This is a genomic window from Thioalkalivibrio sp. ALRh (assembly GCF_000381425.1).
GTDB lineage: Bacteria > Pseudomonadota > Gammaproteobacteria > Ectothiorhodospirales > Ectothiorhodospiraceae > Thioalkalivibrio.
The window spans coordinates 1,072,637-1,085,874 of the sequence record NZ_KB906519.1; the positions used below are offsets into that span (position 1 = coordinate 1,072,637).

At 68.6% G+C, this 13,238-nt stretch carries 13 protein-coding genes; 8 read left to right on the top strand and 5 right to left on the bottom strand.

Annotated elements, in window-relative coordinates:
* The first annotated feature begins 159 nt into the window (after positions 1-159).
* Genes F791_RS0105165 through F791_RS0105190 form a run of 6 tightly spaced genes read left to right on the top strand, consistent with a single transcriptional unit; the run spans position 160 to position 5,202 of the window.
* Entirely contained in the window at positions 160-1,272 is a 1,113-nt protein-coding gene (locus F791_RS0105165; protein ID WP_018139821.1) for a sulfite reductase subunit A, read from the top strand.
* Complete coding sequence (locus F791_RS0105170; RefSeq protein WP_018139820.1) at positions 1,269-1,742, top strand: cyclic nucleotide-binding domain-containing protein; 474 nt, start codon at positions 1,269-1,271, stop codon at positions 1,740-1,742. Before F791_RS0105165 ends, F791_RS0105170 begins: the two co-directional genes overlap by 4 nt.
* On the top strand, positions 1,732-2,607 hold the full coding sequence (locus tag F791_RS0105175; protein ID WP_018993391.1) for an FAD/NAD(P)-binding protein: 876 nt from the start codon (positions 1,732-1,734) through the stop codon (positions 2,605-2,607). Before F791_RS0105170 ends, F791_RS0105175 begins: the two co-directional genes overlap by 11 nt.
* The gene (locus tag F791_RS0105180; protein WP_018139818.1) at positions 2,604-3,392 is read left to right on the top strand and encodes an oxidoreductase; all 789 of its coding nucleotides are present in this window, start codon (positions 2,604-2,606) and stop codon (positions 3,390-3,392) included. The genes F791_RS0105175 and F791_RS0105180 overlap by 4 nt, the downstream gene beginning before the upstream one ends.
* Entirely contained in the window at positions 3,389-4,687 is a 1,299-nt protein-coding gene (locus tag F791_RS0105185; RefSeq protein WP_018993389.1) for a Ni/Fe hydrogenase subunit alpha, read from the top strand. Before F791_RS0105180 ends, F791_RS0105185 begins: the two co-directional genes overlap by 4 nt.
* An 8-nt stretch (positions 4,688-4,695) precedes the next feature.
* The gene (locus tag F791_RS0105190) at positions 4,696-5,202 is read left to right on the top strand and encodes a hydrogenase maturation protease (RefSeq protein ID WP_018993388.1); all 507 of its coding nucleotides are present in this window, start codon (positions 4,696-4,698) and stop codon (positions 5,200-5,202) included.
* A 120-nt stretch (positions 5,203-5,322) separates the two neighbouring features.
* Here the strand turns inward: F791_RS0105190 and F791_RS0105195 are convergent, their stop codons facing one another.
* The 5 genes from F791_RS0105195 to F791_RS0105215 all read right to left on the bottom strand — a co-directional run bounded on the left by F791_RS0105195 (position 5,323) and on the right by F791_RS0105215 (position 10,333).
* Entirely contained in the window at positions 5,323-6,333 is a 1,011-nt protein-coding gene (locus F791_RS0105195; protein ID WP_018993387.1) for an MBL fold metallo-hydrolase, read from the bottom strand.
* Positions 6,334-6,691: 358 nt separating this feature from the next.
* Positions 6,692-7,108, bottom strand: coding sequence for a CBS domain-containing protein (locus F791_RS0105200; RefSeq protein WP_018175115.1), 417 nt, complete (start codon positions 7,106-7,108; stop codon positions 6,692-6,694).
* A gap of 270 nt (positions 7,109-7,378) precedes the next feature.
* Positions 7,379-8,728, bottom strand: coding sequence for an NADP-specific glutamate dehydrogenase (gdhA, locus tag F791_RS0105205; protein WP_019592275.1), 1,350 nt, complete (start codon positions 8,726-8,728; stop codon positions 7,379-7,381).
* Between the two features lie 175 nt (positions 8,729-8,903).
* On the bottom strand, positions 8,904-9,806 hold the full coding sequence (locus F791_RS0105210; RefSeq protein WP_018139812.1) for a DMT family transporter: 903 nt from the start codon (positions 9,804-9,806) through the stop codon (positions 8,904-8,906).
* A 209-nt stretch (positions 9,807-10,015) separates the two neighbouring features.
* Positions 10,016-10,333 carry a hypothetical protein gene (locus tag F791_RS0105215; RefSeq protein ID WP_019592276.1) on the bottom strand — a complete coding sequence of 106 codons (318 nt, stop codon included), beginning with the start codon at positions 10,331-10,333 and terminating at the stop codon, positions 10,016-10,018.
* A 331-nt stretch (positions 10,334-10,664) separates the two neighbouring features.
* On the opposite strand from F791_RS0105215, the gene F791_RS0105220 reads away from it, so the two are divergent.
* A complete protein-coding gene (locus F791_RS0105220; protein ID WP_018139810.1) occupies positions 10,665-10,925 on the top strand; it encodes a hydrogenase maturation nickel metallochaperone HypA in 261 nt (86 codons plus the stop codon).
* The gene (gene hypF, locus F791_RS0105225; protein ID WP_019592277.1) at positions 10,922-13,237 is read left to right on the top strand and encodes a carbamoyltransferase HypF; all 2,316 of its coding nucleotides are present in this window, start codon (positions 10,922-10,924) and stop codon (positions 13,235-13,237) included. The genes F791_RS0105220 and hypF overlap by 4 nt, the downstream gene beginning before the upstream one ends.
* The last annotated feature ends 1 nt before the right edge of the window (position 13,238 follow it).

Consider the following 13,238-nt stretch of genomic DNA (forward strand, 5'->3'; position numbering starts at 1 on the left):
CGGTTCTCCCGGGTGTTGTCTGGATTCCGTCCCAGCATAACCGGGAAGGGGCCCCTTCGGGATGGATCACGATCCAGGGTTGGCGCACTATAATTTCAGCCACGGTCGCCCATCGAACGAAGGTCGATGCAGGTTGCGGCGAGCGTTCGAGGATGACCCATGCACGTGATCGCACCACAAGTCGTGGATACGCTGATCCGCCTGCTGGCCGGCGACGGCTACGAGGTGGTGGGTCCGACGCGGCGCGACGGGGCGATCGTCTACGATCGCGTGCACGGTCTCGACGACCTGCCGGCGGGCTGGACCGACGAGCACGCCCCCGGCCACTACCGCCTGCGCGCGCGTGACGACGCGGCCCTGTTCGGCTATGTGGTCGGGCCGCACTCCTGGAAGAAGTACCTGTTCCCGCCCGAGGAGACCCTGTTCCGGCTGACCCGCCAGCCGGACGGCAGCTTCGTGACCGAGCCGGGCAAATCCGACGTTCCGCCGCGCGCGTTCATCGGCATGCGCGCCTGCGAGCTGGCGGCGATCGAGGTGCAGGACCGGGTATTCCTCGGCCAGGCGGTGCAGGATCGCGGCTATGCGGCGCGGCGCCAGGATGTGTTCATGGTCGCGGCCCACTGCGCGGAACCCGGCGGCACTTGCTTCTGCGCCTCGATGGACACCGGGCCGCGCGCGCGGGAGGGCTTCGACCTGGCCCTGACCGAGGTGATCGACGGCGCCACGCACTTCCTGGTCGTCGAGGCCGGGAGCGAGGCGGGACGCGCGATGTTCGAGCGGCTGGAACCGCGCCCCGCCAGCGCTGCCGAACAGGCGGCGGCCGAACGCGTCTGGGCCGAGGCCCCAGACAAGATGGGCCGGCAGATGCCCGGCGACGCGCGCGAGGTGCTGAACCGAGCCTTCGAGCACCCGCGCTGGGAGGAGACGGCCGAGCGCTGCCTGTCCTGCTCCAACTGTACGCTGGTCTGCCCCACCTGCTTCTGCTCGCAGGTCGAGGAGGTGCCCGATCTGGAGGGCCAGCGCACCGAGCGCGTGCGGCGCTGGGATTCCTGTTTCAACCAGGAGCACTCGCACCTGGTCGGCGGGCCGCACCGCGACTCGGTGGCCGCGCGCTACCGCCAGTGGATCACCCACAAGCTGGCCACCTGGCACGACCAGTTCGGCACTTCCGGCTGCGTCGGCTGCGGACGCTGCATCACCTGGTGCCCGGTGGGGATCGACATCACCGAGGAGGTGACCGCGGTGCGCCGTGATGCGGGGGACTCGCCATGAAGGAACTGCTGGCCATCCTCGAACAGCAGCCGTTCTTCGAGGACTTCGACCCGATGCATCTGCGCCTGCTGGCGGCCTGCGCCGCGAAGCTCAGCTACCCGGCGGACACGCGGCTGATGCGCGACCACGAGCCGACGGAGACCTTCTGGCTGATCCGCGAGGGCCAGGTCGCGCTGGAGAGCCCGCTGCGCGAAGGCTGCGTGACCTTTCAGACCCTGGGGCCCGGGGACATCCTCGGCTGGTCGTGGCTGCTGCCGCCGTATCGTGCCAGTTACGACGCCCGCGCCCTGACCGAGCTGCATACCCTGCGCTTTGATGCCGGCGTGCTGCGCGAACACATGGAGGCCGATCCGGCCTTCGGCTACATGCTGATGAAACACTTCTCCGCGCTGATCGTGCAGCGGCTGCAGGCCGCGCGATTGCAGGCGCTGGACATCTACAGCCACGGAGGGCCCGGGCATGGCACCTGAGACCCTGCAGCCCCGCACCGACAGCGCCCTGCCGGAACAGGCGATGGCGCCGCAGCCCTGGCGCATCCGTTCGGTGCGGCCGGATGTCGCCAGCAACGAGGTGTTCAGCTGGACGCTGTACCCCGAACCGGGGGTGGAGCCGGGGCCGCTGCCGACCCCCGGGCAGTTCAACATGCTCTACCTGTTCGGCGTGGGCGAGGTGCCGATCTCGGTGTCCGCGATCACCGCGGACGGCGGCATCGTGCACACCACCCGCGCGGTGGGTAGCGTGACCCGCACGATGCAGGATCTGGGGCCTGGCGCGGTGGTCGGCCTGCGCGGCCCGTTCGGTACCGCGTGGCCGGTGGAGCAGGCCCGAGGCCGCGACCTGGTGCTGGTTGCCGGCGGCATCGGTCTGGCCCCGCTGCGCCCGGTGATCCATGCGGCGCTGGAACGGCGCGACGACTTCGGCCATATGGTGATCTGCTACGGCGCCCGCTCGCCCGGGGACATGATCTTTCGTGACGAGCTGGAGGCCTGGGGCGCGCGCGACGATCTCGACCTGCGCATTACCGTAGACCGCGGCACCGCCGCATGGCGCGGCGATGTTGGCGTGGTCACCCAGCTCGTTGATCGCGGCGGCTTCGACCGCCGCAACACGCTGGCGATGACCTGCGGCCCGGAGGTGATGATGCGCTTCGCCGCCGCCGCGCTGGAGCGCCGCGGGCTGAAGCCGGGAGACATCTTTGTCTCCATGGAGCGCAACATGCGCTGTGCGGTGGGCTTTTGCGGGCACTGCCAGATCGGGTCGCAGTTCGTCTGCCGCGACGGACCCGTGTTTCCCTACCCGGTGATGGAGCCGGCCTTCCGGATACGCGAGCTATGAGACGGGAACAACCCACCCTGGCGGTGTTCAAGTTCGCCTCCTGCGATGGCTGCCAACTCTCGCTGCTCGACTGCGAGGACGAGCTGCTGGCGGTGACCGACCGGATTCAGCTCGCGCACTTTCCCGAGGCCACGCGCACTCGCATCGACGGGCCCTGGGACCTGACGCTGGTGGAGGGCTCGATCACCACGCCGGAGGCGGCCAAGGAGATCCGCGAGATCCGCCGAGCCTCGAAGTTCCTGGTGACCATCGGCGCCTGCGCCACCACCGGCGGCATCCAGGCCCTGCGCAATTTCGCGGACGTCGAGGAATTTACCCGCCAGGTCTACGCCCACCCGGAATACATCGAGACCCTGGCCACCTCGGATGCGATCAGCCAGCACGTGCCGGTGGACTTCGAACTGCGCGGCTGCCCGATCGACAAGTACCAGCTGCTGGAGGTCATCAGCGCGTTCCTCTACGGCCGCCGCCCGCAGGTCTCCAGCGCCAGCGTCTGCGAGGAGTGCAAGCGAGCGGGGCAGGTCTGCGTGATGGTCGCCCACGGCACGCCGTGCCTCGGCCCGGTCACCCACGCCGGTTGCGGCGCGCTGTGCCCCGGCTGTCACCGCGGCTGCTACGGCTGCTTCGGCCCCAAGGAGACGCCCAACGCGCCCGGCCTGTCCGGGCAGCTGGAGGCCCTCGGCATGGAGCGCGCCACCCGCGTGCGCTTCTACCGCACCTTCAATGCCGGCGCCGACGCCTTCCGCGAGGAGAGCGAGCGCGAAGAATCAGGAAACGGACCATGAGCGAGACCCGCACCATCGAAGTCGACTACCTCGCCCGCGTGGAGGGCGAGGGCGCAATGTACGTGCGCACCGAGGGCGACCGCGTGGAGGAGGTGAAGCTGTCGATCTTCGAGGCCCCGCGCTTCTTCGAGGGCTTCCTGCGCGGGCGCGACTTCCGCGAGGCCCCGGACATCACCGCGCGCATCTGCGGCATCTGCCCGATCGCCTACCAGCTGGGCGCCTCGCTGGCGATGGAGGACGTCTGCGGCGTGACCGTGGACGGCGTGCTGCAGGACCTGCGCCGGCTGGCCTACTGCGGCGAATGGATCGAGAGCCACGCCCTGCACGTGTTCATGCTCCACCTGCCGGACTTCCTCGGCTATCCCGACGCGGTCACCGCCGCGAAGGACCACCCGGACATGGTGCGCAACGGCCTGCGCATCAAGAAGACCGGCAACGCCATCCTGCGCCTGCTGGGCGGGCGCGAGATCCACCCGGTCAACCTGCGCGTCGGCGGCTTCTATCGCACGCCAACGCCCGCCGAGGTCGCCGGGCTGCGCGAGGAGCTGGCCTGGGGCCTGGAGGCTGCCTGCGAGGTGGCCGAATTCCTCGCCACCCTCGACTACCCGAACCTGGAGCGCGACTACGAGTTCGTGTCGCTGGTGCACCCGGACGAATACCCGATCACCCATGGCCGCCTCGGCTCCGGCAGCGGTCTGGACGCCGCCATCCGCGACTACGACAACGTCTTCACCGAGGAACACGTCGCCCACTCCAACGCCCTGCACAGCCACCGCTCCGACAGCGGCGAACCGGTGTTCATGGGTCCGCTGGCGCGCTTCGCGCTGAACCGCGAGCGCCTCACCCCGCGCGCCGCCGAACTGGCCGAACGCGCCGGGCTGGGCGCGGCCTGCCGCAACCCGTTCCGCAGCATCCAGGTGCGCATGATCGAGATCTTGCTCGCCTTCGAGGAGGCCCTGCGCCTGGTCGACGGCTACCGGGGCGCACCGGCCGAACCCGCGCGGCCGGTCACCCCGCGTGCCGGCACCGGTTTCGGCGCCACCGAGGCCCCGCGCGGCATCTGCTACCACCGCTACAGCATCGACGACACAGGCATCATCACCGACGCCAAGATCGTCCCGCCCACCTCGGTCAACCAGCCCACCATCGAGGCCGACCTGCGCGAACTGGTGCAGACCCACCTCCACCTGCCGGACGACGAACTGCGCCACCACTGCGAGGTCGCCATCCGCAACTACGACCCCTGCATCTCCTGCGCCACCCACTTCCTCGACCTCACCGTCGAGCGCCAGTGAGCGCAGGCATGGATCGCGCGCACAAGGGGCCGCTGGTCATCGGCATCGGCAACCCCTGGCGCGGCGACGACGGCATCGGCCACGCGGTGGTGGACGCGCTGGTCGACACCCCGGGCCTCGCCACCGCGAAAAGCCACGGCGAACCCGCCGAACTGATGGAGCTGTGGCAGGGCCATGATCCGGTGATCCTCGTGGACGCCATCGTCACCGGCGCCGCCCCCGGCACACTCCACCGCCTGGACGCCCGCGAGCCGCTGCCGCGCGGCGCCCGCTACTCCTCCCACGGCATCGGCCTCGCCGAGGCCGTCGAACTGGCCCGCTCCCTGGGCGAGCTGCCGGACACCCTCATCGTCCACGGCATCGAACCGACGTGCCTCAAGGACGCCGCCGATCTCTCGCACGAGGTCCGCGAGTCCATTGCCTCAGCCGTCTCCCGAATCACCGACGACCTCGCGGCGGCCGTGCACGGGCAACCTCCGTGCACCAACAGAGCAGGGTCACAGCACTCGAACTGATTGAACGTGCTGGCGAAAGACGCGATATGGAGACCGCTCAGGACCTTGGAGGGCCGGCTATGGTGGCCAAATGGCGGGTCAAGGTGACCCGCCGGCGACAGTCTGGAGCCCGAAGCACTGTCAGCGTCCCTCGAACGCGGCGAGGATTTCGGCCTCCAGCAGGGATTCATCGCCGCTGTGGCGAGGGGAGAAGTGGAACGGGATGACCCGCCGCGCACCGGCCTCGCGGGCCAGCTGACCCGCCTGACGCGCGGTCAGGTGGGCCGTGGTGGCGGCACGCTGTCCCGCGGCGTGGAGGAACGGGGCCTCGATGTAGAACAGGTCCGCGTCCCGGGCCAGTTCCACAATGGCGCGGCGGTTGGCCTCGTGGAAGGCGACATCGGTCACGTAGGCGATCTTCTGCCCGCGAGTCTCTTGCAGTACCTCCCGGCGCAGGCGCCCGAGCGGGAGTTCGCGCCGATGCTCGCCGTGGCGGTCGTGCCAGGCGACCTCCACCAGGGTGTCGTCCGCCGCCTGCTCCCGCACCAGGCGCTTCAGGTGCGCGAGCCACGGACCGGTCGGCAGGCCGAGGGCCTCGAGTCGGTTGCGCCAGACGTTGATGTGGGTCTTCTCCTCCAGCACAAAACCGAGACAGGGGATGCCGTGATCCAGGTGCACCGCACGGATGCGGAAGCCGGGTTCGTCGAGCAGTACGCCATCGTCGGGTGCCGGCGGAGTGGCGTCCTCGCGGCGAAAGCTATCGCCGGAACGAAACCGTGCGCGGGCATGGCGACCATCGGCGCCGAACTCGGTTACCTCGAACACCAGTTCGGTCGCGAAGTGGTGCAGCAGATTCCAGGTGTAACCCTGCAGGTGGTGGCCGGCACGTTCGATCAGACCCGGCGGTCCGTACAGCCGCAGGTGCGCATCGCGGCCCAGTAGCAGCCGTAACAGGGTGTCGAAGCCGATGAAATGGTCCATATGGACATGCGAGACGAACACGTCCGACAGGCGCAGGACCCGGCGCGGAGGCAGGCGACTCATCTCGCCAAGGTCGAACAACAGCGCGCGGCGCTGGAACAGGCAGTCGATATAGAGCGCCGGGTCGCCGCAGGGTCCGTTGACCAGATGGGGGTGGAACAGTGGCGTCACCAGCGAACCCCCTCGCGAATGGCCCCGACATGGCCTTCGGGGCCTTTTGCTCCAGTGTCGCAGGAACCGCTAACCGGACGAACCGGGGTTGGAGTTCGGCAACCGGCTGAACGGGGACGAGAATGCACAGCCACGACGACGTTCAGGCGCTTGGAGGCGCGGTTTCGGCGTTGCAATGGGGCTCCACGATGCCCTGCGAACGAGAGGCCGGACCCGGGCTCACGGGCCTGGCAGGCGGTAGCCCAAGAGGATCCGCCAGCACAACGGAACCGCAGCATCGGGCGCGCCCGTTTTCGTCAACAACGGGCGGCCGGGCGCCTGCTGGCAATGGCTTGTGGGGTTGGCACCCCAGGTTTCCCTAATGGTGTGCGGAAACCGCAGCCGCAAACTCGCCGCAAAGCTCGTGGGTGGCCGAGTGGGAAATGTCTCCGAGGGACAGCATGCCCACCATCCGCTTGTCCTTGTTCATAACCGGCAGACGGCGGATCTGGCGCTCTTCCATAAGGTGTACGGCGTGTTCGAGGTCATCGTCCTCGAAGCAGTAGATGATCCCCGCTGTCATGACATCACGCGCCGTTAGGGACGCCATCTCTTTGCCCTCGGCGATGCCACGGCAGACGATGTCACGATCGGTCAGCATGCCGATCAGGCGATCGTTCTCGCCAATCGGGACTGCGCCAATATCCTTCTCGCGCAGGAGCTTTGCGATTTCGATGATGGACGTATCCGGAGCGCACCACTCCACTCCGCGGTGCATGGCTGATTTGATGTCCATGGCCCTGACCTCGCTGTATGAGTAATTACTCTTGTATAGCCAAGGCTTAGGGCACTGGCCAGGCGAATAATTTCATCATTCGGGCGAAGCGGAGGAATGGGCTCCGAACGACGAGGTCGATTGAGAAGCCCACAGCCATTCGACCGAGGACGGACCCGGGGGAGACACTGAATTAATCGCGCGTGCCCGCTCGGACGGCTCGGCGCACCCCTCACGACCGCACCAGGACTCCGCGGCGTGAAGCCCCGGGCGGTACTGGCATTCCCTGGCTCAGATGTGACCCAGCGCCTCCATGGCGCGCGCCACCTTGACGAAACCGGCGATGTTGGCACCCACCGTGTAGTTGCCGGGTGCGCCGTACTCCTCGGCCGTCTCGTGGCAGGTCCGGTGGATGTTGGACATGATCTCCTGCAGGCGGGCCTCGGTGTGTTCGAAGGTCCACGAATCCCGGCTGGCGTTTTGCTGCATCTCCAGGGCGCTGGTGGCCACACCGCCGGCGTTGGCCGCCTTGCCGGGCCCGAAGGCGATTCCGGCCTCGCGGAAGGTCTGGATGCCCTCCGGCGTGACCGGCATGTTGGCGCCCTCGGCCACCGCAATGCAGCCGTTCTCGACCAGCGTCTTGGCATTCTTGCCGGTCAGTTCGTTCTGCGTGGCACAGGGCAGGGCCACTTCGCAGGGGATATCCCAGATACAGCCGTTCTCGGTGTACTTCGCGCCCTTCTTGCGCTCGGCATAAGCACTGATCGGGCCACGCTCGCGTTCCTTGATCTGGCGGACCAGCTCCAGGTCCAGACCGTTCTCATCGAGCAGCACCCCACGCGAGTCGGAACAGGCAACCACCCGGGCGCCCAGTTGCTGGGCCTTCTGGGTCGCATAGATGGCCACGTTGCCGGCCCCGGAGATCACCATGCGTTTGCCGTCCAGCGAGTCATTGCGGGCCTTGAGCATGTCCTCGGTGAAGAATACGGCCCCGTAGCCGGTGGCCTCGGTGCGAGCACGGCTGCCGCCCCAGTCCAGACCCTTGCCGGTGAATACGCCGGACTCGAAGCGGTTGGTCAGGCGCTTGTACTGCCCGAACATGTAGCCAACCTCGCGCTGGCCCACACCGATGTCGCCCGCGGGGACGTCTGTGTATTCGCCCAGGTGGCGGTACATCTCGGTCATCAGGCTCTGGCAAAAGCGCATGATCTCCGCGTCGGAGCGGCCCTTGGGATCGAAGTCGCTGCCACCCTTGCCGCCACCGATCGGCAGTCCGGACAGGGCATTCTTGAACACCTGCGAGAAGCCCAGAAACTTGATGATCCCCAGGTATACCGACGGGTGAAAACGAATGCCTCCCTTGTACGGCCCCAGGGCACTGTTGAACTGCACGCGGAACGCACGATTGATGTGCAGCTCGCCGCGGTCGTCCTGCCAGGGGACACGAAAGATGATCTGGCGCTCGGGCTCGCAGATCCGCTGAATGATCTTCAGCTCGGCGAATTCCGGGTACTTCACCAGGACCGGGCCCAGCGTATCCAGCACGCCGTGTACCGACTGGTGGAACTCCGTCTCGCCCGGGTTGCGGTGCAGGACTTCCTGATAAATGGGTTCAAGCTTCTCGTCGAGACTTCCGTTCATTGGGTCGTATCCTGATGGTCAGATTCACGCGAATTTAGGCGCGGAGCAGCAGGAAAACAATCCCGACCGCCCCATGCCGGGGCTGCGCGGCTGTCGCGCCACCCGCTTGACCGACTCTCGGGCCGATGGGCGTCTGCGGGAACCCTGGAGGCGCCCCTGGGGCGCGGAAGCGGACTCACTCCGAGACGCGGTCCCGTTCGGGCGCGGGCGGGGTCGCGCGGGAGGAGACGCTGAGGGCGGTGACCGTGACGAGGATGAGGGCCATCCCGATGATCTGAACGATTGCCAGGCTTTCGTGCAGGATCACGACCCCGAACAGCGTGGCGGTGACCGGCTCGATCATCGCCACGATAGAGGCCACGGCGGGCGCGGTCGTCCGGAGCCCGTTGATGTAGAACGCGAACGACAGGCCCGCTCCAAACACGCCCAGCGCGGCGAACAGCGGCCAGTCCGTGGTAGTCAGGACTGCGGCCATCTGCGTGTTGTCGCCCGGCAGCATCAGCAGGATCACCAGCACGCCGAAGGCAATCGTAAGGATCGCCTGCGGGCTGCCATGCTGGCCCGCGTACTTGAAGCCAAAAATGAAGATCGCGTAGGACAGGCCCGCCAGCAGGCCGGCACCGGCACCGATGAGCGTCACGCCGCCGGCTCCGGTGTCGTAGATCTGGGTGAGCAGGACGATGCCGACCATGACCATCGCGATGGCCACCAGCTTGAGCGTGGTGGGGGTTTCCAGCTTCAGAGCGAAAGAGATGATGTAGACAAACACCGGGGCGCAGTACATCAGCGTGGCGGCAACCGCCACACTGCCATGCGCGATGCTGAGAAAGTAGAACGCGAAGTTACCGGCCACGCCCAGACCGGCCACGGCCGACCAGAACCACATCCGGCCACTCCCCAGCCCGCTGCCACCCGGGCGCCAGGCCAGCCACACCAGCACAAACAAGAGACCAATGGCCCCGCGGTAGAACGAGACCACAAAGGCATCCCATCCCTCGGCCATGAGGATGCCGCCAATCCCGCCGGACAGCCCCCAGAAGAAGGCCGCCAGCACCACCAGTCCCACACCCAGGCCCATCAATAGCTCCCTTTGTTTCGTTGTATGCAACGGGCCGTCATCGGGGACGGAACAAGGCCGAGGTTCTCGGGCAACCTGCCCGTCCGCTGGCTGGGAAGGCGCCGGCATCCCGCTTGGAGCCCCTGCAGGATACGTGCCCTGAAGGGCGCGTCCAGAACCACGGTACCCTGCCAGGCCTTTGGCTGCTCTGCTGGCGGGGCATGAGGCGGCTACGACACGGCTTCCTCGATCCGCTGGGTCACGCGGTCGGCGACCTTGCCTCTCACCACGACCGCGTCGGCTCCCGCCTGGCGCGCGGCCTTCAGCATCGCGCCTTCGACGTGGGGGCCAAAGGCCAGGATGGAGGCATCGGGACAGCGTTCGCGCCAGTTGGCCACGGTGTCCACGTCGCGGGTCGCCAGGTCGACCACCACCAGATCGGGGCGCTCGGCCCCATCGCCACTGGTGACCGTGGCCCCGGCCGAGCGCCAGCGGGATTCGAGGCGCACGCGGGTCATCAGGTCCGGGGTATCGAGGTGGATGTGCATGGGCGTCTCCGGCGGAAGGGGTCTGTGACCTGGATGCACAGCCTCGCGCACGACGGGCAGGCGCACCAGAGACGCCATACGGGACAGCGAAAATTCAGTCCCGGAAAACATCCGCGCCTGTGCGGTTGAGCGCACCCCCGGGTTGGAGGAAGCTTGAGGTTGACACCGACTGCGCTGGCGCACCGAACCCAAGGGAAACACTGATTAATGGACACACTGTTGCGGTTCCCTTGTGCAGAATGACTGCACAGCAGTCACCGCGCCTTGTTCGCACGCAAAAGCGACTCGAGCGCGAGTGTGTCCATTAATCCGTGTTTCCCAAGGAGTCGAGATGCACGAGTTTTCGTTGATGGCCGACCTGATGCGCAAGATCGAGCATGTGGCGGCGGACAATAACGCCGAGCGGGTGACCCGGGTGCGGGTGTGGCTGGGCGCGCTGTCGCACATCACGCCGGAGCACTTCCGCGAGCACTTCGAGGATGGCACCCGCGGCACGCTGGCCGAGGGCGCCGAGCTGGAGGTAGAGACCTCGGATGACGAGACCCACCCCGAGGCGCAACAGATCCTGCTGCGGAGCCTGGACGTGGCGTGAACACGGCCACGACACGCACCCCGGCGCGGGAGCACTGGCGCCTGGTCGTCACCGGCCGGGTGCAGGGCGTGGGATTCCGGCCATTCGTCGCGGCGCTGGCAAAACGCCTGGCGCTGACCGGGACGGTCGGCAACACGCCCGCGGGCGTGGTGATCGAGGCCGAGGGGGACGCGGCCAGCCTGGATGCGTTTCGTACGGCACTGGTGCAGGAGGCGCCGGTGGCCGCGCGGATCGATGGCATCTCTGTCAGCCCCGTAATCCCGACTGGCGCGGCCAGTTTCCGGGTCACCGCGGGGCCGAACCGGGGCGGTGCCCCCGCCCTGGCCCCGGACCGTGCCCCCTGCCCTGACTGCCTGGCCGAGATCCGCGATCCGGGATCGCGGCGCTACCGCTATCCGTTCATCGCCTGCACTGCCTGCGGCCCGCGCTGGAGCATCACGACCGCGCTGCCCTGGGATCGTGTCCACACCACCCTGGCTGACTTCCCGCTATGCCCGGCCTGTCGGGCGGAGTTCGAGAACCCCGGGGATCGGCGCTTCCATGCCGAGGCGATGGCCTGCCCGGACTGCGGACCCCGGCTCGTGCTGCGCGGGCCGGACGGCGCCGAACAGGTCACCGGTGATGCGGCACTGGATGCCGCTGTGGCGGCCCTGCGTGCGGGGCAGATCCTGGCTCTGAAGGGCCCAGGCGGGTTCCAGTTGCTGGCGGACGCCACCCGCGAAGAGGCCATCGCCCGCCTGCGCGCGCTCAAGCAACGCCCGGAAAAGCCGCTGGCGGTGCTGCTGCCGGACGGCGACTGGCTGGGGCGTCTGGCCCATGTATGCGCTGCGGAACGGGCACTGCTGGACAGCCCGGAGTCCCCGATCGTGCTGGTGGATCGCGAGCCGGGCGCGCCACTGGCCGGGAACATCGCCCCGGGGCTGAATCGCCTCGGCCTGATGCGGGCAGCCACACCTTTGCACCACCTACTGCTGGACGCGCTGGGCACCCCGCTGGTCTGCACCTCCGGCAACCGCAGCGGCGAACCGCTTTGTATCGACGGCGAGGAGGCGGTGGCCCGGCTGGGCGGGATCGCGGATGCCATCCTCGACCATAACCGGCCCATTGCGCGGCCGCTGGACGACAGCGTGTTCCAGTTCGCGGCCGGACAGCCGCAGTGTCTGCGCCTGGGACGGGGAGCCCTGCCCCTGCGCATCCCGCTGCCGCAGCCCGGCCCGGTCACGCTGGCGCTGGGCGGCCACCTGAAGGCGGCACCGGCGCTGGCCCTGGACCGCGAGGCCGTGGTCGGCGCCCATGTCGGCGACCTCGACAGCGATGCGGCCCTGCGCCGCCTCGACAGCGAGGCCCGCGCGCTGGCCGGGCTCTGCGGCGTGCAGATCGAACGCATCGCCTGCGACCGGCACCCGGACTATGCCTCCACCACGCTCGCCGAGGGCACGGGCGTGCCGGTCTTCCCCGTGCAGCACCACCACGCCCATGCCGCGGCCTGCCTGGCCGAGCACGGGGTGCAGGCCCCGGCTCTGGCGCTGATCTGGGACGGCGCGGGGCTGGGTGCCGACGGGACGCTCTGGGGGGGCGAGTGCCTGACCGTGGGCGCCGATGGCGACTGGCAGCGTCTGGGTCACCTGCGCCCGTTCCGCCTGCCGGGGAGCGAGGCCGCGATCCGCGAGCCGCGACGCGCGCTGCTCGGGCTGCTGCATGCGCACTTCGCGGGCGATACGGCGGCCCTGGCGGCCAGCCCGGTCCGGGCGCTGTTTAGCGATGCCGAGTGGGCACCCCTGCTCCGCGCCCTGGATCGCGGGGTCAATGCGCCCTGGACCAGCAGCGTCGGGCGGCTGTTCGATGCGGTGGCGGCCCTGACCGGGCTGCGCACCGGTGCCGGCTTCGAGGGGCAGGCCGCGATGCTCGTGCAGCAGGCGGCGGAGGCCTCACCGAGAGCAGCGGATGCCCCGGATCTGGTGCTGGATAACGCGATGCCCTGGCAGGCGGACTGGGGCCCGCTGATCGCCGCCCTGCTGGCGGCGCAGGCGGCCGGTGCATCCCCCGGGGGGATCGCCGCGCAGCTGCATGTCGCGCTGGCGCGGTTCGCGGTCGCCGCCGCACGGGCGGGCGGGCGCGAGACCGTGGCATTGACCGGCGGATGCTTCCAGAATCGGCACCTGCTGCAATGCTGCGTGGCGGCCCTGCGGGACGCCGGCTTTCACCCGCTGTGGCCACAGGCCGTTCCGCCCAACGATGGTGGACTGGCGCTGGGCCAGGCGGTGGTCGCGCGCCACGCCGCACACCCGGCCCGACCGGAAGGAGGAGACTGAC